Raw genomic sequence first — 23,290 nt, forward strand, 5'->3', positions numbered from 1 at the left:
CGGGGGGACGCCGGCCGCGAACCCTGCCTACTTGGTGAACACCCGCCCCAGGATCTGCAGCAACAGCGGCAGGCCCCACGACAACGCCCTCTCGAGCAGCGGCCCGTTGAGAAACGCCTCGCGGCGTTCAGGGGTCGGCAGGTGGCGCACCAGGTCCTGCTTCACCGCGTCGGGCATCACGGACACCGCCAGTGCGCCCTCAGGGATCTGCTCCTGCCGGGTGATCTCGTCGGCCGCCCACTGCACGGCCAGGTCGGAATCGTGCAGCGCCTGCCACATGTCGACCGCGGCGTCGTCAACCAGCGTCTCGGTCTTCTCGGCCGCGTTGCGGGCCAGCGGCAGGATCATCTCGATTGCGCTGCGGACCGCCTGGCGATCAGGGAACAGGTCGGCGACGGTAAACGCTTGGGCTTCGGGGGACATGACAGGGCGGCTCCAACGGTCGGGACGGGCAGCGGAAACGAGTGGCCCCGGCTGGATTCGAACCAGCGGCCTCCAGGTTATGAGCCTGGCGAGATACCCAACTTCTCCACGGGGCAACAAAAAAACCGCGGCCCCCTGCGAGCTCCAAAGAGCGAAGGCAAGGGACCGCGGTTATCAGCCGGCGGGTCGGCATTCAGGTTGTGCGGTGCATTAAAGCGCCACGCGTACGATCCGTCAAGCCAATTTAGCCTCCCAACCGATCGGCTGCGGCGCTGGACGCAAGAAATGCGTCCGAGATTCGCTCTTTCGCGTCGGTAAATTGGGCTCCAACTCACTGAGGTTGGGCACACCTCAGCGACTAATGAGCGGCTGCAACTCCGGTTTGGTGGACCAGCTTCAGCAGATTGACTGTCCGGGCAACTCGCAGAGGTCTTACTTGAGAAAGGGCACCTCTGCAGGTGGGGCAAGACTCTATCTCAGCGAATTCAAAGCAACTGTGCACGAAGTGGTCGCGGGTCACCGAGAACTGCCTGGCGGGTGTCCATGGGCACTAGGATAGGCAGCGGCGGGGTGCGGCGACAGGAACTGCGGAACCTTAGATCACGTCGCTAACCGCTACAAGCGTTTCGGCGCCCCGCCGTCACCCGCGCCGTCCCCCGGGATGACACGCGGGCCGGGTTGGTTCCGCCTCTTCCAGGCCGCATACTTGAAGCCGAGTTGCACCGGAGTTGCGGCGCCTAGCTTATCCATCACTTTTCTCCGGTGAAGCTCGATGGTCCGTAGCGCGAGGCCCATCTTTGCCGCAGCGACTCGGCTTGAAGCTCCGCCGACTAGAATATCGAGCAGAGCGATCTCGCGTTTGCTGAACTCGGGCATAGTACCTGCCAGTGGGGGGCCGTGCCGGGATTCTTGCAGGATCGTTGGCACCCGACCCCTAATGAGCGTGCAGCATCCAATCGAACCGGGGCGGCGCGCCTGAGTTCCGGCGCATCGCGACATTAAGTCTGGTATGGCGGGTTATCGCCACTACAAGATGCGGTGGTCGTCTTGCATTGCGGAGTCGCGTGGCAACAATCGCGACCCCATGAAATCCCCGTTCCACTCAACGCCCGTCGTCAGAACACCGCCGCTCCCCCTACCCGAGGGTGTGACGCGTTACCCCCACGCGAGCCCTGACTCCACGCTCGCCAACTGCTGGGCGGTCCGGCTGGAACTGCACAAGCCGAGCGGCGCCGGCTCCATCGGCTGGATCGTCTGGCGCGACCCCACGCCCAAGGCCGAGCGGATTAAGCCGCTAGGGAAAGAGCGGATCACGGATCTACGGCCGGGGGATCGGGTGGAGGTTCGCGGGGCGGAGTTTGTGGTTCGGGGGGTGGAGCTTTGGCGGTAGCATGACGCGCAGGCGTTTCACGCCTGAGCGTCGAAGAATTGGGCTAAGAGGCGCTGAGGTTGGGCACACCAACTACAGTTCGGCGAGTCGCTCAGAGCTGGCGGCTGGTCCAACTTCTGCAACATAGCAACCCATCAATATCGCGGCGGTGATTTCGCCCTCAGTAGCTTCGCCAGCAGTTTCCGTACAATACACACATACGTCCAGCATCTTCAGATACGGCATAGATAACACGGGCAAGCTGTTCGTTGAGCGGTACGGGAGAGAACACACGCTTCCCAAATACCTCAACTCGCGTTTGTCAGTCATGGGGCCTTCGTCGGCTTGAGCTCTGACATGGCGAACAGGTTTCGTTCAATGTTCGCCGAGATGTCATCAAGCGGCAAATGGCTAAGATTGTCTTCTGAGAATGGATTCTCAAGTTCCACGCCAATCTGATCGAGCGTTAGCAGAGGATATGCGACTAGCATGGTGATGACCGGAATTAACCACACCGTATCACTTATATGAAGAAGAGCGATTGGCAATATGAGGAGAAACAGCAGGATAAAACGTCTGATGGTAATGGAATATATCCGTGGCAGCGGCGTCGCCAAGATTCGTTCGCACGCCCCAATATGATCAATCAACAAAGCCCGCTCCCGGTCGATTTGCATGAAGGCGAACCCGTCCATCGCAAACCGTTCGGTAGCGTCCTGGAGTAACTCGGCGAGCCGTAATGCCACAAGACTCGGCATGTGATTCGCTTCCGCTAGTTCGTTTGCACGTTCAATGCCGATTAGATTGCCGGTTTCAGCGGATGGCTGTTCACTTCGAAGGCTGAGGTGAGCGACGTACGGAAAAACCGCAGTCCACCGAACCACATTCTCTCTCCATTCCGAATCATGTGGTCCGTAAGCCATTGCACTGATAACAAGATTGCGTGATTGATTGACAATCCCCCCCCACTTTGTACGAGCTTCCCACCAACGGTCATATCCTGCATTCAATCGAATGACGAGGAGAATCCCCAACACCGCTCCTGCGAATCCAAGTGGCCTGATGTCGAGAGTGAAGGAAGGGTCGAACATGTGTTGCGTGAACCACGCAACGGCGCAGACAATGCTACCAAGCAAGCCAAAGAACAGTATTGATGGCAAGACATGAACAGTAATTGACCCCTGAAGGGCAACTGCCTCTCGCCAGAATCCCTTACGGGTTTGGTAACTTCTCATCAGGTCCTGTCCTGAAGTCACCAGTTCAGACAATCTGATGCGGCTTTCACCGTACGCTGTTTGCAACTGGATTGTGATGTTCGGTCAATTTCTTCCTTCCCGCCCCGGCGGTAAGGCCCGGTGACACCTGCCCGCCCGAAATAAGTACGTCGCTACCAGCATCGGCACGGAACTCCCAGCCGATGGTTCCCTCCGTGACCCGAACTAGCAGCCCGTTGATTTATGGGGTGACGCCGCGGCATGTCAGAATAAATCAAGCCCGTTTGCCGTCGGGCCCCTGCGATCGGCTCGACAAATCCTTGGTTTCCGCTCGTCTTGCGAGCCCCGTTTCAGTCGGCGGGACAGTTTTTCCTGACAGGGCCTCGCGAGTGACCATTAATCAACGGCGGCTAGGCTCCCCGACCTTGCTACTACGTCGGAACCTACCTCGCCGCCTGGACCGACAAAGAGGCTGTTACCGTCCATTAACTCGACGCCATTCTCCACGACCATTAGTGGCGCGTTGGTAACGAGCTGGGCTTTAGTCGCGGCACCAAGGTACAAAACCAAAGTGCAAGCGAAAAGACAATGCAGCGGCGGATACATACTCATTCGGTGATTCGCTTGCGGCGAGAGCTAGTGGCACATCCGAATGTCCAGCTGGCGGCGGGGTTGAGCCAGGCGTTGAGACCGGACTATGGATCGTTTCAACCGTGATTACTACGACGTGGGCTCTACTTGCCCTTCTTTTCTCGTTGCTTCTGCCGTTTCTCCTTCGGAGTAAGCTGCGCCTTTTTTTGCTGCTCTCTTTTGCCTTTGTCCTTACTTCCTTTATCACCCATGACTGGTTCTCCTAGATTGAAGGCGGTAGTAACTACTCTGGTTCTATTGCGGATAGCAATTCGTTGAGGGGGATCGTGCCGAAAGTTGTGGCGTAGTCGGACATCGCGTAAGGCAAGATTAGGTGGTCGTTGTGAACAACTGCTCCACAGCTATACACAACATTCGGAACATATCCTTCTCTTTCTTCCTCATTAGGCGTCAACAGCGGATGCTTCAGCCGTCCAATCAAGCGAGATGGATCATCACGGTCTACTAGAAAGGCTCCTATGGAATACTTCCGCATGGGGCCGACACCATGAGTGAGGATCAGCCACCCGGCGTCCGTCTCGATGGGAGAACCGCAGTTTCCGACCTGCACAAAATCCCAAGGGTAAGTAGGCCTTATGAGAACCCGTTTTGAGTGCCAGAAATGCAGCATGTCTGAGTACATCAGAAAGAGGTTCTCCCCGTCTTGACGTGACAGCATCGCATAGCGCCCATTGATCTTCCTGGGGAACAGCGCCAAGCCCTTGTCGGCTATAGCCGGGCCATTGAGAGTGTGCATCTTGAAGTCAAGAAAGTCATCGGTTTCCAACAACTGCGGAAGTACAAGACGTCCGTCATAAGCGCTGTAGGTGGCGTAGTACCGGATGCCGCCGTCTTCCTCTTGGAAGCGGACGAAACGCGCATCCTCCATCCCTGCTGTTTCTGTTGGGCTGTACGGGAAGATGAGGCGTTCGGATAGCTTTGTCTCCGGTAGGTAGGTGATCTCGTAGTTCGACCTGGCGAGCGTGACGATCCCGTCAAGAACCGTGTCAAATTCGTGGTGGCGCATGCGGTTCTCACGCACCGCTAGCTCCAACGCCTCGTCAAGTTGTTCAAGCGAGAACTCTTTGTCGAGGCGGCCCACTACGCGGTTCGTGAACCCGCCCGCCAACCCGAGTTCGGCCAGCTTCCGAAGAAACAGCGTCTTCTGATACCAGGTGTCGGTGACGACGTCGGCAGGCGTAGCGAAGCGTGTCGGCTTGTCAATCGAGATTGCACACTGCGAGTCAACGACCCCGGACCGAAACGTGATCGAGGAGAGGTGTCCTTCCCCAGTGGCGCGCAGGCTGAGCACAAAACGGCGTGTGCCCTTAGGCAGCCCCGACTGATCAGGGTGCCATACGATAGAGGGGTTGAACAGCGCCGCCGACTCGACAGCGTACTCCTGGGTGAAGTAGGCTCCGATCAGCAGCCGGCGATTCTCACTTAGCGGGGCGTCGGTGATCAGGTGCTCGCGCACGTCCTCGAATCTCGCCAGGAGGAAGTCCCTGGGGCGTTGATGCCGCCCGTGGAACTCCTCCAGCACGTTGGCTATCAGCTCGCCGACTTCGGCTTCCGGCAACGCCGAGAGGCGCGCGATAATTCGTAGGGTTCGCTCCTCGGGAAGAGGAATGAAGGGTCGGAGGACGACCCGCTTGCTGTTGGGAGAGAGGACGATCCCGGTTCTGTTAATCTGCATGTACGAGCCGCAAGGCTTCCTGGTCACGATTCTCATCCGTCGCCGTGGTGGCGTCCGGTGTGGCGACGATCGCCAGGGAACTCTCTAGCTGCTCCATTTCAACGAGCGACATCAGAAACGCCAGCGTCGATTCCGCCCCTTGGTTCTCGTTAACGCGGCCCTCCTGCAATCCGTCGTGACAACCCGCAGTCGCCGAATCGTAGAGCGGCTGCCCGAGATCGTTGCGACAGAGGAACCAGTCGAACGCCATCTGGGCTTGGTCTATCCAGAACGGGTCGCCTTCGGCGTTGTACGCCTCGATCGCGGCGGAGATCATCGCGTGGGCCTCAATCGGCTGCTGATCGTAGGCGGCGATGGGTTTCCCACGTCGATAGAAGCCGTTGCTGCCAATGGGCCGGAACCGCCCCTCCGGAGACACCTGCTTGGCGGCTAGCCAGCGAAGCGAGTCGAGGCCGATCTTGGTCGCCTTCGCGTTGCCGCTCCACTTCCCGCTGAGGATCAGCGCGTGGGAAAGCTTGGCGCTCGCGTAGGAGGCGATGCTCTCGAACCAGGGCCAGTCATCGGTCGCGCTCCGCTCGTACAGTTCGATCAGTTTGTCGGTGAGGGTGTCACGCATCTGATCGACGAGGCGGTCGCCGCTGAGGCGCCGGAGGTACTCGTGGATGCCGATCAAGGCCAACGCCCAGGTTCTCGGCGACGTAGTTCTCGCCGGGGCCGGCAGGGCCCGCTGAAAGAGCTGAACCGACCAGGACTGGAAGCTCCTCCGGCGCGACCGCCCGGCGCAGACACCGAGCGCCCACACCGCACGTCCTTGTGAGTCGTCAGAGCCATTCTGCTCCAGCCACGTCCGATCGAAGGCCATAAAGTTCCGGAAGCGGCCGGTACCCTCGTCGAACGCGTGGTTTAGGAACGCGGCGTAACTGGAAGCGGCTTGGTGCAGCTCGATCGAATCACGCCCAAGGTCTTCCATGAGAACGGTAAAAATGAGCGCCCTGGCGTTGTCGTCGGTGCAGTACCCCTCCTGAAAGTTGGGCAACGAGAAGGTAGCGTGCTGGAAGATGCCGGTCGAGTCGGTCATCCGCAGCACGTGGTCGAGTCGGATCTTGGGGTGTGCGAGCGGCTGTTCGTCGAGCGTCCTGATCGCCAGCGGCTTGGGCGTCACGGACTGGCTCTGCCGCGCGAGCCCGAACGAGTCAGAGTAGAGCCCGGCGACGTGGCTCCAGACCATCTCACGCCCCAGCAGGTACGCCTTCTTCCGCATCGCGTGACGGCGTGGTTCGTCTTGCAGCAGGGCGATGGTCTCTGTAGCGATCGCGGCGGAGTCACCGAATGGCGTCAACACGCCCCGCCCGTCTGCCAACAATTCCTCGGCGTGCCAGTACGGGGTTGAGATCACCGCCTGACCGCACCCAAACGAGTAGGCGAGCGTTCCCGAGACGGCTTGCGCCGCGTTCAGGTACGGTGTGATGTAGAGGTCGGTCGCTCCGATGAAATTGGTAAGCTCTTCGAGTTCGACAAAGCGGTTGTAGAAAACGACGCGCTTCTGTATGCCCAACTCCTTGGCCAGTCTTTCAAGGCCGATCCGATAGGTCTCCCCCTCGCTGCGGAGCAGACTGGGGTGGGTCGCTCCGAGCACAAGGTAGACGAAGCTTGGGACTTCTCGGACGATTTCAGGCAACGCCTTGAGGACCACCTCGATCCCTTTGTTGGGCGAAAGGAGCCCGAAAGTTAGTCCTACGTGCTTGCCCGCCAGGTCGAATTGATCCTTGTAGAAGTTCGGATCGGAGAAGGGCCGGTCGGGGATGCCGTGGACGATCAGGTCGATCTTCTCATCCGGAACTTGGTACTGCTCAAGGAGCGTCGCCCGGCTCCGCCGGGTCATGACGACGACCCGCGTCGATAGCTCGAGCAACTGCTCCATTACCCGGCGCAAGGTCTTGTCGGGATCGGGGAGCACCGTGTGCAGCGTCGTTACCACTGGCACCCGCAGGTCGCGAAGAAAGCTCAAGATGTGGGCGCCCCGAGGGCCGCCATAGATCCCGAACTCGTGCTGGAGTGAGACGACGTCAACGTTGCTGAAATTGAGGAAGTCCGCTGCCCGGCGGTAGGACTCCCGGTCCTGTTCTCTGATCTGGAACCGGACGTTGAGTGGGTAGTCGTAACCCTCCTCGATATCGTCAACTGGCACGACGAGGCATTCGGTGTTCGCGAGGCCGGCGACGGCGGAGCTAAGGTCGTGCGTGAAGGTTGCGATGCCGCATTTTCGCGGCGGGTAATCGCCAACAAAGGCGACTCGCAGAGTGTCGGAAATCGTCATTGGGAATCTTCGAGAGGTTGTTACTGACGGGCGTTACTGCAGCGAGTCAAGCACGGAGTCACGGGACAGGTTGACAACGCCAATCGCTTCGTCTGCCGCGCCGTAGTAAACCGCCAGAGTCGGACCGGCATCGATCAACGCGGTGGGAAAGACGACGTTCGGCACGAAGCCAGAACACTCAAAGTCGGCGAGAGGCCGAAGGAGGGGCTCAAGGCTCCGACGCAGGACACGCGTCGGGTCGTCACGGTCAAGCAGAACGGCGGCTCCGCAGTAGGCCCCAATCTGTCCAATTTCACCCGAGGACCCGCAGCCGTGGTAGAGCACCAGCCAGCCGTCGTCCGTTTCGATCGGCGGCGCCCCGGCGCCGATGCGTTGGTTATCCCAACCGCCGATGCCGCTGAGCAGCGGCTCGTGAGCGCCCCAGTTCAACAGGTCGGGCGAGGGTGCGAGCCAGATCTCGGGACGGCAGAAGTCGGTCCTCGCCGTCGGCCGATGGAGTGCGACGTACTCGTCGCCAATCTTGCGCGGGAAGAGAACGACATCCTTATTCTCGGGCGGGAAGATGACGCCGTGGCGCGCAAAGTCAATGAAGTCTCGGGTCGAGGCGAGGGCGGTCACTGCTCCGTGCCGCGAAACGGCGACGTAGGTGACCCAGTGAGCACTGTCGATGGTGGTGATGCGCGGGTCTTCGACGCCGTACTCTTCGGTAGGCGACTCCGGCAACAGAACCAAATCCGCACTCCACGTGCCTGGGCCGTCCTCGTTGCGGTGGAATACACGAAGATGAGAGATCGACGTCAGGCGGGACTGGCCATTGTTCAGCGCTCGGACGACGCGCGGGTCGCTCAGGTCGAACTCCGACTCGGGCTCCCAGTCGACGGTCACCTTGCCGCCTTGCTCTATCCGCGGCATTCCAATGCGTCCTGGATGGCCCGGCTTGGGCCTCTCCGCGACCCTCGCGAGCAGCATGATTCGGTCGCCGGTGCGTACGACGCCTGGGTTGAAGACGCCGATCACCTCGAATCCGTGAGTCAGAGGGGCAACTTCGTCGGCGCTTGTCATGGGTTGGGCTGACACGAGTGGTTGAAGCGATTTCGCTTAGCCACCCGCTCCTCCTCAGATGGGGGTTGGGCGAGGGCTTCAACGCGACGCAGCGCCCTGCGTTGCTCGTCCGCTGCGTCGCGATTGCACTGAGGATGAACCCCGCCAGCGGAGTAAGAAACGTGGCCACAGACAGGACACTTCCTCTGTGGCTGAGCCTTGATCAAGGGTTCTGGCTTCTTGTGACTCACAGCATACGTCCTTTGATTGACAAGAGTTGTAGCCCGGGCACTGAGAGTCTCGAGCCTGCAAGATCGTCTTCTAGTCTCTCCGTAAGGCAGTATCGAAAGGTCGGTCGGCAAAGTCGGCCTCTGCGAAGTCGCGCGACCGCCATTCGTCAATCAACTCTCGAACTTCGGCGACGCTGTCGCAGTCGATCGCGCGGCTTGCGACACGGCTTGCGACACCAGAGTCGATCTTGCGGATCGCTGACCGCACGGCTGGCGCAAGCGTGGGGCCAAGACTTAGCTCTCGAATGCCCAGGCCAACAAGCAGGCATGCGAAGTCGGGATCTCCGGCCTCTTCACCGCAAACGCATAAGGGGCATTGCAGCCTTGCCGCGGCGCCGACGACCGATTTGATCGCTCGCAACACCGAGGGGTGCATGGCGGTGCAGTCGTCCTTTGCCTGCGCGAGGTCTCGGTCGGTTGCCAGGAGCAGCTGCGTGAGGTCGTTCGTCCCGAGGGCGACAAAGTCCGCTTGGTCGAGGATCTGATCCAGACAGAATAGCGCGGCCGGGGTTTCAATCATCGCGCCAATGGGCGGGGTGCGGAGCACGCCACAGCGATCGGCAACACGCTGGATGACGGAAACCGCCTTCCCGAAGTCATCGCTGCCGACCACCATCGGCAGCAAGATGCGAAGATCGTGGTCCTGTGAGACCTCCAAGATGGCCTGCAGCTGGGATTCAAACAGCGAGCTCTCTGCTAGTAGGAAACGCAATCCGCCGAGATGCAACCCGTTCGGCTGCTCGGCCTCGTCCGACAGCAAGAAGGGGGGGATTTTGTCTCGTCCGAGGTCGAAAGTCCGGACGACAAGGGGACGTCCAGCGAGTTGATTCGCTATGTCAGCATAGATGGCGCCTTGCGTCGCCGGGTCAGGCCGATCGGGCGCATCGATGAACATGAACTCGGTGCGGAAGAGCCCAACCCCTTCGAGGCCCTGCTCGACGACCGAGGCGGTTTCGTCCGGTCGACCTAGGTTCGCGACGAGTTCGATTCCAACGCCGTCCAGGGTCGTGCACGGTTGGCCGCACTCGATCATCTTGGTGGACGAATCGACTGCAACACGCGTCATCCGCTCATTAAACACTCCTCTCTCATTCGCTGTAGGGTTAACCACAACCAGGCCTGTCTCGCCATCGACCAGCAGGCGATCCCCAGGATGGATTACCCGGGCGGCGTCGGTGATGCCGCTGACCATTGGGATATTCAGCGAGCGGGCGAGGATTGCGGTGTGGCCGTACCGTCCACCGCGGTCGGCGACGATCGCCAAGACCCCACAGTTAGAAAGTTCGACAGCCTCCGAAGGCAGCAGCTCCCGCGCCACGACGATCGAATCGGCCTTCAACGGCCCTTTGCTCCAAGGCATCGAGCCCGAAAGATACCTCGCCATTCGTCTGCCAACGTCGCGGACGTCTTGCTCTCGCTCCCGAAGGTACTCGCTGTCGAGCCTCGTCAGCCTCTCGACCCACGCTGCTATCACCGATTCGAGCGCCCGATCGGCATTCACCTGCTGGTGGTCGATGTGCTTCTTCACGAGAAATGCGATCTCGGCTGTCATCGCCGCATGGGCAGACAAGAGCGACAGCGAAGTCGCGCTGACGGGCGCGTTGCCCGCAAGTTCGGCGACGCGTCCCAGATCGTGGCTCGATTGTGCGAGCGCACTGTCGACCCTCTCCCACTCTTCGGTAACATCACAACCTGATTCCCCGGCGTGCTGGACGCATAGCCTGCGTCCCACCTCAAAGTCGTAGACAATCGCTGTACCACTGGCGAGCCCAGGGCTGACAGGAGTCCCTTCCAAAATCGGCATATGAAATCCAGCTAGGTTAGGGAGGCGTTCGTCGCCGAGATTTCTCAGCAGGGCGTCGTCAGGGCGGCTGCTGGCGAGGTAAGCGCGAGATTCTCCGCGAACGCATCAACGCGGGCGGTTGCTCGTTCCCGGTCAACGCCATAGCGCTGCACGTACAAGTCAACGAAGCGATCGCGATCGCCAGCGATGAAGACCAGGTCGTCCTCACTGAGCTTGCCCCAAGTGAGCAGCACCTGATTGCAAACGAATTTCCAATCCCGCTCGATGACTTCCCAGCTCATTGGAACCTCTGCTAATTGATGGGTGGAAAAGCCTAAGCCGGCGAACCCGCTAGCCGCCTGCGGTTGTTGACTCTGCGTCGTGCAGCTTCCGCAGTTCGACGTCGTACCCGACAGTCTCGTTGTCGAGTGTCAACCGATAGAGCGCGATGGTTCGACCGTTTGCATCGCACTTTTTTGCGACTCGTTCCTCGGCGAGCGCCGCGTCGAGGTTTCTTCTGTATGACTCGGTGCGTCGACAACGAACAGCCGAATGCCGGGGTGGTCGATTACCCGGGTCAGGTAACCGCGAACCAACGGATAGGGCCGCAACGGCTCGGCGACGCGGTCACAGCAAGCTTCGCAGACGGTCCGTGAGGTGAAGCCGTAGGCAGCGCTGTACGCGTGCTCTGCGTCCTCACGGCAACGAGGTCCGAAGGGGCGTCGCAGCACGGGGCGTGGAGTCGATGGGCTCGTGTCATTCGCCTTCATGCTGCGCCGGTCCTTCTGCCGTTCGGACCTCGGGCCCGTCTGCCCGCTCGCGCTTCTTGGGCATCGCCTGCTTGCCTGCAAGCGCCTGTTGGATCGAACGTCGTTAGCTCGCCGCGTAAGATCGGGATGTCGGAGGGGGCGTCGATTCCCAGGCGTACGACGCGACCCTTTACGCCAAGCACCCTCACTAGGATGTTGTCTCCGATCCGCAAGAACTCATCCGTTCTTCTGCTAAGTACTAACATGCTTCCGTCCTTTTAGTTATTTATCGATTGCCGCCTGGACGATCGGTGAGTGTCGGGTTTCTTTTCATTCTCACAAGCTTCCGCCGCGCCTCGGTCTTGATGGTGGCCGAAACGCCAGACAGGAGCAGCAACTGTTCGAGATCGACCGCCGCGGCCGGTTTGTCGCCGCTTGCGCTAAGAGCGAGCGCGCGATTGTAAAGCGCCATCGCCTGCAATCCTGCTTCGATGTCCGGCGTGGCAAGAACCGTCGTGTAGGCGTCGATTGCCTTCGCGTACTGACGCACGTTCGCCAACACCATGCCGCGACGAAAAGCCAGCACCCCGCGCTTGCGCACGGTGAAGAGCTCCTTAAACCAGTTCCCGCTCATTCGTACCGACCCCGTCGATCGCTCAAGCCGCAGGCTCCGTCACAAGCCGTGCGCTAGGAAAAACAGACAGCAGGCCCTGCAGTCGACGGACCGACATGCCGGGAGCGCAAGCAACCCGAAAGCTACAGCGACCCGATGTCGCTCCGACAACGATCGGCTCGGCCGTCTTGAAAACGAACTCGGAGCTGAGCCGAGCGAGCAAGTTAAGAGCCGACTCCAGTCCTTCAACCGTGACAAGATACGAATGTGCCCCGTCGCGGCTTCGTCTGTCAGCGGATGGCTCGGCGTTCGTTTGCTATTCCTTAATCGTCTGCCGATTCTTCGATGAACGAGGCTGCGGCGCCGCTTCCATCTGCTTGCACAGCTCCGATACCGAAGCAAACGGCATCCCCTCAGCAAGCTCGTACCGCTCAGCACGGACAAACCAGAAAGCCAACCCGCCCGTGTTGTGGGCCGGCTCGCCCTTTGTGCGCTGCGCGCGAACTCCTAGCGACCCTTTCCTGCCCGCCTTCTTCCAGCCACGCCGCTCCATAACGATCCGTATGACGACTCCAATCGCCTGCCGCAGGCGTTGCGTTCGACAGGCATGGACACCCGAGAGGACCGCTTCGACTTTGGGGTGCGACTCCAGTTCTCGTACGACGCCCGCGAGGGGCGCGCGGTCGTGGTGGATCTCGGCGTCTTCCATCCGCCACTGCCATTCCGCGTCGCAGAAGCACTCCAGCACGGTATCAAAGCGCTGTTCGGGATCGTCGACGACATCCAAGAACGCTTTCCCCTGGCGATCATCCACGAAGTCCCGGCTTGTGATCTTCGCTTTCGGCATCCAGTTGGCTTCGCGGACGGTGGGCGACACCCTGGACGTACAAATATTGTATCTGCAAAAACCGTTGGCGGCTAGCCCTCCTTTCTGCTCAAGGGAGAGGTACGCCGCGTCCCCGCAGCCGTGGCACCGAGTGCTTGCCCGGCTGACTCAGTCGGCTATTCGGACGACGGATGCGTCTGTTGCAGTACCGATCCGCTTCACCGCCATGAAGTGATGAATCGTTCTTGGACGAAGGCGTCAGCTACTTTTGTCGGCTGGGCTCTTGCGCGCACTCCTTGCTTCGAGCACGAGGTTGCATCGACTTCGCTGAGATCGCGTCTCAGAGAACTCGCGTCGGTTGTCACTACCTCGTGCAGATTCAGGACGGCCCCCCGAACCTGCTCCGGATTCATCGTCCTGTGCACGTTAGGGCTAGATTCTCGCGGCGGCGTTGGGGAGCGCCAGGCGGGAGGCGTTGGCTGCGCAGGACTTTCACGCCCACGCACGCTGCATAATTCTGTCAGCAAGGTGGAACAATCTTGCTATTTCCTTGAGACTTCCTGCCAATAAGGAATCCGCCAACCATCTAGAACTTCCTGGCGACATGATTCACGCACTATTTCGTGGCGACCCCGAACTGGTAACAGCGCGGCTACCTTTGGAGAATCGCAACTCGCAATCTCGCGATACTTCGAAGGTGACCTTCGCACTTGCTGCGTGTAAGTTACATGATGAGCACGCGTCGGCTTCGTCGTCAGAAGCAACTTCCACGGGCCGGGCGCCATGCCTACACGCGACAGCGGCTAGGCATGTTTGACGGAGATGCAACAACAAGGATGCTCACCCGTTACCGCGTGTGAGCATGGCGTCCGACCGTGCCTTGCAATACGCAGGTACTTCACGCCGGTGCACTATTGGGGCGGGCTCTAACTCGCACAGGTGATACACACCGACAGCAGTTATGCCGAAGGCTTAAGTGCTGACGATAGCTCAACCTCGTCCTCAAGTTTGCTCGATTACCTTCGCCTTGAGACGTGACAAAAGGGTAGTTCCGCTTCGATCGCTCGCGGTGCGCCGAAGACCGCGATCCATGTGTCAGGGTTTCGGGCGGTGGCCGCATGGCCTGACGACCAATCGGGATGTGCTGCCGGCCGATCGCGTTGGACCGGCTTTGCTGTGGATTGCCCTAACTATGCCGGCTATCGGAGACACGATATCTGTATCTGCTTTGGCTCGTCGGGGCGCATTCGTGGCTCTGGGATGCGAAAAGTTGTGCTTTCTCGGAAAGACTTCGCCGAGGATCGGCAAGGCAGGACTTTCTCGGATGTTCTGAACGACCCGGCTCAGCCGCCCGATTAGATCCTGGCGTTCTTCAGCGATGGCGACCGGCAGCGACGGATGGAGGAATCGGCGAGCATCGACGAGTTAATGGCCACAATGGAGTCGGTTCGAGATCTCGACGCGCCATAGTCTGGGCTTGTGCGCGAGTACTACGACGCTCGCCACTCGGTCTCTGTACTCTCAAGCAGGCCGGAGTCCAAACCTGCTGCTTGCGTGCTTCTTCCCTCAGGTGGGGGGGCCCGGCAATCGCTGGACATCGACCGACATTCGCTTTAGTTCAAGCGGTTCCCCGAACTGGGTGTAGATCGCAACGTCCGCCGCATCGCGCCCATAGGCTATCGCGACGCGGCAACCCTCCAAGTCATGCTGCGTAGGATCGAACGTGAACCAACGGCCTCCGACATAAGCCTCGAACCAGGCGTGCAAGTCCATCGGCCGAAGCGTTTCCAAGTAGCCCACGACCATTCTGGCAGGTATGGACAAAGCGCGGCACAACGCTATACCGAGGTGCGCCATATCGCGACACACAGCCTGGGTTCGTGTGTTTGCCTCTGCAGCGCTGATGATCTCTTGGCCCGATCCCGGCGCGTACTGAAGACTCTGCTGGATGTATTCCACGATGGCTATGCATTGCCCGTAGCCGGGCGCGCAGTTGGCTGTGATCAAAGACGCCATCTCGGTGAATGTGTCTGACTCGCAATACCGGCTCGGGTAGAGGAAAGGCAACGCGTCGATCGGAAGGTGGTTCACTGGAACAAACCGCGCGTAGGGTTCCGCATCGGCGAAGTCTGCGGCATTGATGTCCGCGGAGGTGCGGATTGTGAACGGCCCAGTTGGAGACACGAGTTTCTGGCACAGGTTCCCGAACGTGTCTGTAAACTCAACGGCCGGCACGCTCGGCGTCAGGACATACTGCTCGCGAGCAATCCATTGCTGCCCGCCGCTCCGCGGCCTCAACATGAGCAGAAATGGCGTTGCAACGGGCGCGTCAAACTCTAGCGAACAGGAAGTCTGCAGCCACATCGTATCCCCTTGCGAAGGAGTCCAGGAAACCCTCATTGTACCAGGAAGAGTTCCTTAGTTCCTCGCCATAGCCGTGCCGAGAACGACAGGGAATGAACCAATCGACTTTTTCCCACCATTGTTATGAGGAAAAGCGTGTTGGCGGACTGAATGAGGGTGCATCGTCCGTGGCGCCAAAGAGCGGCAGCGAACTCGCTGAGGTTGTCACAACTGCCGTCTGAACCGGGCTCTCTGATGGCGCCGATGTTCGGCACACCTCAGCGCATTTGCCGCGGGCGTAACTCCGGGCGGTTGGCCCAACCTCATCATCTCGTCGTGTGCTCTATGCCGTATGGGGTGGCTCCCTGCTGCAAGCATGTCCAGAACATCGATGATTGCGAGTTCTAGCAGGCATTAGTGGGGCCGTTGCTCCTGGCAGGGGGCTCGGTTGGAGCGCGCACACCAAGGCGACGACAGTTCTGCTATACTGTTGTGCCCGACCGCTGTCCGCCCATCCTGCGACACCTTCGGCGTGCCCTAGAGACACAAACGGAGGAAAAGGTGACGGACAATGAAACAGAAGAGCGGGCTCGGGTAAGTACCGGGATTGGGGCGCTCGACGACGTGCTGCACGGTGGCTTGACCGCCGACAGGCTCTACCTGATCGAGGGAAGCCCCGGTTCCGGGAAGACCACGCTAGGGATGCAATTCCTGCTGGCGGGCCGCGACGCCGGCGAGAAAGGGATCTACGTCACGCGTTCAGAGTCGGCGGTAGAGCTGCGTGACATCGCCCGCTCGCACGGTTGGTGTCTCGATGGGATCGAGATCCACGAACTTGTCAGGCCGGACGAGGACGTTGACCGGGTTCAGTACACCATGTTCGAACCCGCCGAGGTCGAACTGGGCGCGACCGTAGGCGACGTCCACAAGCAGATCGATTCAATTAAGCCCGACCGCATCGTCTTCGATTCGCTGTCGGAGATGCGTCTACTCTCGCAGGGAGCGCTCCGGTACCGGCGCGAAATCCTGGCATTAAAACAGTTTCTGGCGGGGCGCCACTGCACGTCGCTGTTGCTGGACGACAAGTCCGATGGCGACGATCAGGAGCTACAAAGCCTCGCCCACGGAGTCATCCGGCTCGAGCAACGGTTGACCGACTACGGAGGCGAACGCCGTTTTCTCCGCGTGACGAAGTTTCGAGGGTCGGACTTTATCGGGGGCGCCCACGACCTCCAACTAGTTCGTGGCGGGATACGGGTCTACCCGCGCGGGATAGACGGCCCCGCTGCCGAGTTCGACGGCCAATCAGTGAGCAGCGGCCTGCCGGCGCTGGACTCGCTACTGGGAGGCGGACTTGCCAAGGGCTCCAGCACCCTGCTCCTAGGGCCGGCGGGCATCGGCAAATCAACCACAGGGGTCCAATTCGCCGTTGAGGCGGCGAAGCGTGGGGAGCGCGCTGTGCTGTTTGAGTTCGAAGAAAGCTCCCACGCGCTGTTCTTGAGATCAAAGGGGTTGGGCCTACCGCTGCGGCGGTACGTTGACGAAGGCTTGATCGAGGTCCGCCACCTCAAAGCGGGTGAGATCACCCCGAATGAGTTTTCGATGATCGTCCGCGCAGCGGTGGAGCCCTACGAGAGGAGCCGGCCGACCTCCGTGGTGTTGATCGATAGCCTTAACGGCTACCTCAACTCGATGCCCCACGAGAAACACCTGATGATCCAACTGAACGACATGCTGAACTACCTCGCCAAGCGGGGCGTCGCGACGTTCCTGGTCGTCGCGCAGCACGGCATGCTGGGACGCGGCATGGCCACGCCTGTCGACACCAGCTACCTGGCCGACGCGGTGATCCTCTTTCGCTACTTCGAGGCCGATGGCGAGATCCACCGTGCGATCTCGGTCGTAAAGAACCGAACCGCCAATCACGAGCGCACGATCCGCGAATTCAGCATGGGCGAGCAGGGCTTCGTCATCGGCCAACCCCTGACCAACTTTCGCGGGGTGCTTTCGGGAACGCCGGAGTTCGTCGGATCTCAGGACGCGCTCATGCCGGACCGGGAGAAGCGTTCAGAATGACAACGCGACTACGAGCCGAAAACCCTATCGAAACGGTCGCAGTCCTCGCGCCCACGCCCTCGGACTCGCGGATCTGCGATGAAATCCTGCAGAGTGCTGAGATCGAAGTGGCCTTCTGCCGAGACATTGGCGAACTGTGCCGAGCGATTGATGCGGGAGTTGGAGTCGGCGTGGCGCCTGAGGCATGGCTGAACGCGGCCGGCTTCAAGCAGCTTCAGCGCACGCTGGCGAATCAGCCGGATTGGTCGGAGTTCCCACTCCTGGTGCTACTGGGCAAGGCCGCGTTGTCATCACAGCGGGTTGAGCAGCTGCTGTCGCTGGGAAATGTGACGCTGGTCCCTTGCCCGATCCGGATCGCGGTCTTCGTGAGCACGGTGCGGGCGCGGCTGCGTGACCGCCAGCGCCAGTGCGCCGTGAGGGACTTGATCGATGAACGTCGCCGAGCCGCCGAGGGGGCCGCAATCGATTCCCGACGCCTGCAAATGGCGTTGCAGGCGGGACAGATGGGCGTTTGGGAGTGGAGCGAGCGAGAACTCTATTGGTCGCCGCGATTCTTCGAGCTGTTTGGCTTCGATAGCGAGTTGGCGCCAGACCCCGAACGGTGTTTCGAACGCGTGCACGACGACGACCGCGACGAGCTCGTCGATCGTTGGGAGCGATCCTTGGCCGACGGAGTCGACCTAGAGATGGAGTTTCGCATCCTCCACCCGCGGCTCGGCCAGCGCTGGTTGTCGGCGATCGGGGAACCGGTCCGCGGGAAGTCCGGGCGAACGATCCGCCACTCGGGCGTGATCTGGGACGTGACCCCACGCCACGACGCGGAGGCTTCCTTGAGAGAGGCCCGTGAGCAAGCCGAACTCGCGAATCGGTCCAAAAGTGAGTTCCTCGCCAACATGAGTCACGAGATCCGTACGCCGATGACGGCGATCCTTGGGTATGTGGACCTGATTGGCGAGAGTGCGACGAATGCCGAAGCCCAGCAGCACGTCGCGACCGTCCGCCGAAACGGACTGTACCTCCTGGAGATCATCAACGACATCCTGGACCTGTCGAAGATCGAAGCCGACAAGATCGAGCTGTTCGCCGAGCCGTTCTCTCCTATCAGCGTCGTTGAGGACGTGCGGAGCGTTATGGGCGTTCGCGCTGCCGAAAGCGGCATCAAGTTTGAGCTAGACTGCAGCGACGTACCGGAAGTGATTGTGTCCGACCTTAAGCGATTGAAGCAAATCCTAATCAACCTCATTGGTAACGCGATTAAGTTCACCGACCGCGGCGTAGTGACGCTCTCCGTACGGTACGACAAATCAACCAATCGTATTGAGTTCCAGGTCGCCGATACGGGGATTGGCATGACCAAGCGGCAGATCCATCAGCTGTTCAAGCCGTTCACGCAGGTCGACTCGTCGGTCTCACGACGGTTCGAGGGCACGGGCCTAGGTCTGGCGATTTCGCAGCGTTTGGCCGGATTGATGGGGGGCGATATCGCCGTGCGTAGCGAACCGGGGGTGGGCAGTTGCTTCACCGCCACGATCGACTGCGGCGACATCGCTGGGGCTCGTCTCATCCCGTTGGACCGGTCGAGCGAGTACGAGCCGCAACCGCTCGCGTCTGAAGGGGCGCCACTCGCCTGCAGCGTGTTGATCGTCGACGATCGTCGAGAGATTCGGTTTCTCGCCACCCGGCTCTTGGGAAAAGCCGGCGCCAAGATCACCGAAGCCGAAGACGGGCAGCAAGCCGTCGAGATGGTTCAAGAAATGCTGCGGAACGACCGCATCGTCGATATCATCCTGCTTGACATGCAGATGCCAAGGCTGGACGGCTATCGAACCGCGGATCAACTACGGCGTCTCGGTTACAACGGACCGATCGTTGCGCTCACTGCAGACGCCATGCAAGGCGACATGAGCCGCTGCATCAAAGCCGGGTGTGACGACTACTTGAGCAAGCCGATCGACAACGGCCTCTTACTTGAAAAAGTCCGGCGCCTCGTCGCGTCATAGCAGGCGACCCCGGACACACGCTGCGCCGAAGGCCGCGATTCAACTGCCTGTCTCGTTAATGAATCATAGCGAGGAGGGTGCACGGCTTATGAATCGATGGCATCGCGTACCGTGACATGCTGATTGTCCGGACCCCGGATGCGGGCGTCTGACGTGTCTGCTTGATTCGGCGCCTTCTGTGGTGCATGCACGGCTAGCAAGTGAGGTCGCTTGCCTTGCTGGGCCGGGTGCCTAGATGAGACTCTGTGAGGTTGCATCGTTCGCGGCGCCAAAAAACGGTAGCAAACTCGCTGAGGTCGTCACAACCGCCGTCTGAACCGGGACTTCTGAAGGCGCCGAGATTGTGTACACCTCTGCAGGAAGACTAGCCTCCACAATCCGCGTCGAGCGCTCAGGCGTGACTCTGGTTCGATTTCGGCTTGGACCAGCCCTTTCGGGGGCGAGAGCACTGGCGGACGCAGGACCCGTCATCGCTCCGCTCATGTGGGCGACCCGGGTAGCCGCGCCACACGGACGGTCATGCTAACCAGGTCCACCGGTTCGCCAAACTGTGTGTAAACAGCGACGTCCGCGGCGTCGCGGCCGTAAGCAATCGACACGCGTCCCCCATGCAACGCGTCCTGCGTCGGATCGAAGGTGTACCAGCGGCCGCCCACATACGCCTCGAACCACGCGTGCAGGTCCATTGGCTGAAGCGACTCGAGGTACCCGACGACCATCCGTGCGGGGATGCTTAACGCGCGGCAGAGGGCGATGCCCAGGTGGGCCATGTCGCCGCAGACCGCCTGCGTTCGGCCATTCACCTCGGCCGCGCTGATGATTTGCTGACCGGCGCCGGGCACGTATCGCAGAAAGCCGCGAATGTAGTCGACGATCGCGGAACACTGGTCGTAACCCGCGGCGTACCCGGCGGTGATGGACGCTGCCATCTGACTGAATCGGTCCGATTCGCAGTACCGACTTGGAAGCAAGAATGGCAACGCCGCGTCAGGGAACTGCTGCACCTCGACGAAGGGCGCCCCTGGTGCGAGGTCGGCGGCGTCGGCCGCCTCGATGACGGCGCCAGTATGAATCGAGAAACTCCCGGAAGGAGCAACCAGTCGTTGGCACAAATCGCCAAACTGGTCGGTGAATTCAACCGCTGTCACGCTGGGCGTCAGCACGTACTGCTCACTCGCCACCCATTGTTGTGCCCCGCTACGGGGCCGCAGCATCAGCACGAAAGGCGTGGCCACAGGTGCGTTGAGCGCAAGGGAACAGGAGGTCTCTAACCACATTAAGGGGCCTATGCTTCATGGTGACACCGCCTCTTAGTAGTCAAGTAATCTTAGATCATCAGGCGCCCCAAGCACTACTGGCCCCCCTGGCCAAAGACAACCCGACCAAACTCAACGCAGCAGCCCGCGGTGTCGGCGAGTGCCCGTGCAGTCGCCGCTTGCTCCTCCCAGCGTACCATCCGGCCAGGACGGCCCCTCCCGACTTAGCCGCGGAGGCGCCGCCGCCGATCGGGCGCCTCAGCGGCTCGGGCAGGCGGCTAACTCGCTGAAACTGGTTCAACCTCAGTCGCCTACCGACTGCGCGTGCTTGCAGTGATGGGGGACGCTAGGAACAAAGAAATTCGGAGAGGTCGCCGCGGCAGAAGCCACGCCGGCACAGCAAAGCCGGCAGCAGGACCGCCAGCAACCCGGTCAGCGTGCTGGGTTCGGGAACCACGGAACCTACCGGACCGACATACCAACTATCTTCGATCTGCCCATCGACGCTGTTGGCCACATACCCGTCGGGGAGCAGGAAGACGGGCGATCCCCCCAGGCTGGCAGTGAAGCTGGCTTCAATCTGACCGGGCATGCTTTGGAGCGTGGCGCCAATGCCGGCCGTTAGAAAAATCGACAGCGGCGTGTCGACGGGCACCGTCTTGGTCACATCCAGCAATCCGTCCCGCGCGCCGTCCAGGTCAAAATCGTCCGAGTTGCCCAGTCCGCCGTTGATGGTAGTCAGGCGGTCTAGGTCGGTGTTTTCGTCGAAGCTAATCTGAAACGTCGTCTCGACCGTGTCGGGTAGGTTTGGGTCAGTGCGGCTGATGACAACATCGTTGATTTGCAGGTACGCTGAAGCTTTCGCCGAGACGAATCCCCCACTGGGGAAAGCCCGACTATCGGCGAAGGCGAGGACGTACCCGGAGACGAACCCCGCCGCGCTGCGGGCGCGAGCCGAGCCAGCGAACAACTTGTCAGCCGTGCTCGCCTGAGCAGTGCGTGTGGTGCCATCCCCGGCGCCATTATCACCCAATCCGCTTCCAGACACCTGAGCGACCTGGGAGTAGACCGCGGCCGGCGCCGGCGACGCCACGACACCGCAAAGAGGCAGCATCGCAGCCACGAACGAGAGAGTTGCCGATCGATGAGTTGACAGCCGCATTTGCATCACTCGCCAGTGGGACCAGAAGTAAGTGCTACTGAATCTACACCAAAACGAGGGTCCACGCCCAGGAAAGTCGGGGCAATTCTCCCCACGGAGCGATCCGTGGAAGTTCTTGCAATCATGTTTCGAAGTGCTCGGGGCGAATCAGACTTTCATCGTTCGGGCAGCGCGTACTCTTACTTCGGGCATTCACCTTGATCGAGTGATACGAACTTAATTTGGCCGCGATGGCCATACAGCATGCCCGGCCTTGATGCCCCTGATCGCCCATTCCAATCGAAGTCGATTGGACTATCTGCCCGCTGTCCGCGGGCGCCCCTACCGACGAAGGTTGCATCGCCCGCGGCGCCAAAGAACGGCAGCGAACCCGCTGAGGTTGTCACGACCTCGGTCAGAGTCGGGACTCGCAAAGCTGCACCGGCTTCATCGACCGACCCACCCCGCGTCGGTCCCAAACTGACCGAACAAACCTGCGGATGACACTCTCCTCCGCCCGCATCGCCCCCACCACCCCGGCGACCTCCCGCCTGGCAGCTCCTTCAGCTTCCGGTGCAGCTCCGCCGACGCCCCCCAACCGGACGTTGCCCCCGGCGTCCCTAATCGGTTGCAAGAGGTCACGCTAGCAAAGGAGTTAGCAGGTGCCTGTCGCGTCCTCTTCCGACGATTCGGTGCTACTTCAAGATTCTTCATGGATTCCACCCCGCAGATGCCGATTTTGGAGATACAATAATTGTACCTCCACAGCACGCCAGACGCCGGACCCGCTCCACCACCAGGTTCCTATGCCACGCATTAGAGTCACCCGCAACGTGTTCCTTGCGGACAAGCAGGGCAAGACGTTTTCAGATGTCGTCAATGACCAGGAACTGCCCTTTGAAGCGGTGCTGGACTTCTTCAACGACGCAGAATGCCAGCGGAGGATGGAGGAGTCCGAGATCCACCACGACCGCGCGCCGCTCGCCGGGGTCGTTAGGGAACTGGAGTGCCACCCCCAGATCAACGAGTTCTTATCAGGGATTCACGCCCAGCGGTCGCAGCGGCTCCGCCAGGCAATCGGTGTTCTGGTGCGCATCATCATGGAACGCCGTGGCTGGAAGAAGACGGGCAAGAAGGGGTCGCTGGGAGTGCGGGCGCCAGCGGCCGCGAACTCGCCCCGCCACAACTCGGGCGGATTGGCCTTCTGGTTCATCCGTGCCGAGCGGTATGAGCTCTTGGAGGGGATGCCTTTTGAGACAGTCCGTGAAAGGCGGATACGACAACAGGCATTGGAAGTAGAGCCCACAGCCGCCCCTCAATAGCCAGGGCGATTCTTGGCTCCAGCAGCCCTCCGTTCAGATTCGTATCTAGTCTTCGACGAAGCCTACGCGTGCCGCGTCGGTGTAAGAGACCTTCAGACGGCGCGACGGGTCGTGTCGCGCCTCAGTCGTAGTTTTGCTTTTACCACGAGCGAACCGTACCAGCAGCCCCATCAGGGGGGCTGCTTCTTCCGGATCGCCTAC

The 23,290-nt window shown here is 60.6% G+C and carries 18 protein-coding genes and 1 tRNA gene; 4 read left to right on the top strand and 15 right to left on the bottom strand.

The genetic code is table 11. From position 1 onward, the window contains the following. Window positions 1–27 precede the first annotated feature (27 nt). The 3 genes from KOR34_RS18245 to KOR34_RS27560 form a co-directional block, all read right to left on the bottom strand. Window positions 28–423, bottom strand: a complete 396-nt coding sequence (locus KOR34_RS18245; protein ID WP_146566836.1) for a hypothetical protein — start codon at window positions 421–423, stop codon at window positions 28–30. 42 nt (window positions 424–465) lie between these two features. Continuing rightward, window positions 466–539, bottom strand: a tRNA-Met gene (locus tag KOR34_RS18250). Window positions 540–1,038: 499 nt separating this feature from the next. Beyond that, entirely contained in the window at window positions 1,039–1,422 is a 384-nt protein-coding gene (locus KOR34_RS27560) for a LuxR C-terminal-related transcriptional regulator (RefSeq protein ID WP_146566838.1), read from the bottom strand. A 148-nt stretch (window positions 1,423–1,570) separates the two neighbouring features. Between KOR34_RS27560 and KOR34_RS18260 the strand changes: the two genes are divergently transcribed. Further along, window positions 1,571–1,813 (top strand): hypothetical protein, encoded by a 243-nt coding sequence (locus tag KOR34_RS18260; RefSeq protein WP_146566840.1) that lies wholly within the window; start codon window positions 1,571–1,573, stop codon window positions 1,811–1,813. Window positions 1,814–2,118: 305 nt separating this feature from the next. Here KOR34_RS18260 and KOR34_RS18265 read toward each other — a convergent pair whose 3' ends face one another. The 10 genes from KOR34_RS18265 to KOR34_RS18310 all read right to left on the bottom strand — a co-directional run bounded on the left by KOR34_RS18265 (window position 2,119) and on the right by KOR34_RS18310 (window position 15,315). Continuing rightward, complete coding sequence (locus tag KOR34_RS18265) at window positions 2,119–3,027, bottom strand: bestrophin family protein (RefSeq protein ID WP_146566842.1); 909 nt, start codon at window positions 3,025–3,027, stop codon at window positions 2,119–2,121. 853 nt (window positions 3,028–3,880) lie between these two features. Further along, window positions 3,881–5,359, bottom strand: coding sequence for a glycoside hydrolase family 130 protein (locus KOR34_RS18270; protein WP_228714693.1), 1,479 nt, complete (start codon window positions 5,357–5,359; stop codon window positions 3,881–3,883). Continuing rightward, complete coding sequence (locus tag KOR34_RS18275) at window positions 5,322–7,649, bottom strand: glycosyltransferase family 4 protein (RefSeq protein ID WP_146566844.1); 2,328 nt, start codon at window positions 7,647–7,649, stop codon at window positions 5,322–5,324. Before KOR34_RS18275 ends, KOR34_RS18270 begins: the two co-directional genes overlap by 38 nt. A gap of 33 nt (window positions 7,650–7,682) precedes the next feature. Next, a complete protein-coding gene (locus KOR34_RS18280) occupies window positions 7,683–8,711 on the bottom strand; it encodes a glycoside hydrolase family 130 protein (protein WP_146566846.1) in 1,029 nt (342 codons plus the stop codon). A 300-nt stretch (window positions 8,712–9,011) separates the two neighbouring features. After that, entirely contained in the window at window positions 9,012–10,784 is a 1,773-nt protein-coding gene (gene ptsP / locus KOR34_RS18285; protein WP_146566848.1) for a phosphoenolpyruvate--protein phosphotransferase, read from the bottom strand. A gap of 44 nt (window positions 10,785–10,828) precedes the next feature. Further along, a complete protein-coding gene (locus KOR34_RS18290; RefSeq protein ID WP_146566850.1) occupies window positions 10,829–11,065 on the bottom strand; it encodes a CsbD family protein in 237 nt (78 codons plus the stop codon). Window positions 11,066–11,529: 464 nt separating this feature from the next. Then, window positions 11,530–11,778, bottom strand: coding sequence for a carbon storage regulator (locus KOR34_RS27565; RefSeq protein WP_146566853.1), 249 nt, complete (start codon window positions 11,776–11,778; stop codon window positions 11,530–11,532). A 20-nt stretch (window positions 11,779–11,798) separates the two neighbouring features. After that, window positions 11,799–12,146, bottom strand: coding sequence for a hypothetical protein (locus tag KOR34_RS18300; RefSeq protein WP_146566855.1), 348 nt, complete (start codon window positions 12,144–12,146; stop codon window positions 11,799–11,801). 295 nt (window positions 12,147–12,441) lie between these two features. Continuing rightward, complete coding sequence (locus KOR34_RS18305) at window positions 12,442–12,972, bottom strand: hypothetical protein (protein WP_146566857.1); 531 nt, start codon at window positions 12,970–12,972, stop codon at window positions 12,442–12,444. Between the two features lie 1,545 nt (window positions 12,973–14,517). Beyond that, the gene (locus tag KOR34_RS18310) at window positions 14,518–15,315 is read right to left on the bottom strand and encodes a transglutaminase-like domain-containing protein (protein ID WP_146566858.1); all 798 of its coding nucleotides are present in this window, start codon (window positions 15,313–15,315) and stop codon (window positions 14,518–14,520) included. Between the two features lie 471 nt (window positions 15,316–15,786). On the opposite strand from KOR34_RS18310, the gene KOR34_RS18315 reads away from it, so the two are divergent. Further along, window positions 15,787–17,370: an ATPase domain-containing protein gene (locus KOR34_RS18315; RefSeq protein WP_315852862.1), complete on the top strand. Its 1,584-nt coding sequence runs from the start codon at window positions 15,787–15,789 to the stop codon at window positions 17,368–17,370. Beyond that, window positions 17,367–19,370, top strand: coding sequence for a hybrid sensor histidine kinase/response regulator (locus KOR34_RS18320; RefSeq protein WP_146566860.1), 2,004 nt, complete (start codon window positions 17,367–17,369; stop codon window positions 19,368–19,370). Before KOR34_RS18315 ends, KOR34_RS18320 begins: the two co-directional genes overlap by 4 nt. Window positions 19,371–19,849: 479 nt before the next feature. Here the strand turns inward: KOR34_RS18320 and KOR34_RS18325 are convergent, their stop codons facing one another. Then, window positions 19,850–20,605: a transglutaminase-like domain-containing protein gene (locus tag KOR34_RS18325; protein ID WP_197531563.1), complete on the bottom strand. Its 756-nt coding sequence runs from the start codon at window positions 20,603–20,605 to the stop codon at window positions 19,850–19,852. A gap of 367 nt (window positions 20,606–20,972) precedes the next feature. Continuing rightward, the gene (locus KOR34_RS26820; RefSeq protein WP_197531564.1) at window positions 20,973–21,788 is read right to left on the bottom strand and encodes a hypothetical protein; all 816 of its coding nucleotides are present in this window, start codon (window positions 21,786–21,788) and stop codon (window positions 20,973–20,975) included. Window positions 21,789–22,573: 785 nt separating this feature from the next. On the opposite strand from KOR34_RS26820, the gene KOR34_RS18335 reads away from it, so the two are divergent. Next, window positions 22,574–23,089, top strand: a complete 516-nt coding sequence (locus KOR34_RS18335) for a hypothetical protein (RefSeq protein ID WP_146566864.1) — start codon at window positions 22,574–22,576, stop codon at window positions 23,087–23,089. Window positions 23,090–23,290 lie beyond the last annotated feature (201 nt).

The organism is Posidoniimonas corsicana (genome assembly GCF_007859765.1).
GTDB classification, from domain to species: Bacteria; Planctomycetota; Planctomycetia; order Pirellulales; family Lacipirellulaceae; genus Posidoniimonas; species Posidoniimonas corsicana.

What these genes read in the sequence shown, in the direction of transcription:
- KOR34_RS18245 (WP_146566836.1), bottom strand. Translation starts at nt 423, where the DNA reads ATGTCCCCCGAAGCCCAAGCGTTTACCGTCGCCGACCTGTTCCCTGAT.
- KOR34_RS27560 (WP_146566838.1), bottom strand. Translation starts at nt 1,422, where the DNA reads ATGTCGCGATGCGCCGGAACTCAGGCGCGCCGCCCCGGTTCGATTGGA.
- KOR34_RS18265 (WP_146566842.1), bottom strand. Translation starts at nt 3,027, where the DNA reads ATGAGAAGTTACCAAACCCGTAAGGGATTCTGGCGAGAGGCAGTTGCC.
- KOR34_RS18275 (WP_146566844.1), bottom strand. Translation starts at nt 7,649, where the DNA reads ATGACGATTTCCGACACTCTGCGAGTCGCCTTTGTTGGCGATTACCCG.
- KOR34_RS18280 (WP_146566846.1), bottom strand. Translation starts at nt 8,711, where the DNA reads ATGACAAGCGCCGACGAAGTTGCCCCTCTGACTCACGGATTCGAGGTG.
- ptsP (WP_146566848.1), bottom strand. Translation starts at nt 10,784, where the DNA reads ATGCCGATTTTGGAAGGGACTCCTGTCAGCCCTGGGCTCGCCAGTGGT.
- KOR34_RS18290 (WP_146566850.1), bottom strand. Translation starts at nt 11,065, where the DNA reads ATGAGCTGGGAAGTCATCGAGCGGGATTGGAAATTCGTTTGCAATCAG.
- KOR34_RS27565 (WP_146566853.1), bottom strand. Translation starts at nt 11,778, where the DNA reads ATGTTAGTACTTAGCAGAAGAACGGATGAGTTCTTGCGGATCGGAGAC.
- KOR34_RS18300 (WP_146566855.1), bottom strand. Translation starts at nt 12,146, where the DNA reads ATGAGCGGGAACTGGTTTAAGGAGCTCTTCACCGTGCGCAAGCGCGGG.
- KOR34_RS18305 (WP_146566857.1), bottom strand. Translation starts at nt 12,972, where the DNA reads ATGCCGAAAGCGAAGATCACAAGCCGGGACTTCGTGGATGATCGCCAG.
- KOR34_RS18310 (WP_146566858.1), bottom strand. Translation starts at nt 15,315, where the DNA reads ATGTGGCTGCAGACTTCCTGTTCGCTAGAGTTTGACGCGCCCGTTGCA.
- KOR34_RS18320 (WP_146566860.1), top strand. Translation starts at nt 17,367, where the DNA reads ATGACAACGCGACTACGAGCCGAAAACCCTATCGAAACGGTCGCAGTC.
- KOR34_RS26820 (WP_197531564.1), bottom strand. Translation starts at nt 21,788, where the DNA reads ATGCGGCTGTCAACTCATCGATCGGCAACTCTCTCGTTCGTGGCTGCG.
- KOR34_RS18335 (WP_146566864.1), top strand. Translation starts at nt 22,574, where the DNA reads ATGCCACGCATTAGAGTCACCCGCAACGTGTTCCTTGCGGACAAGCAG.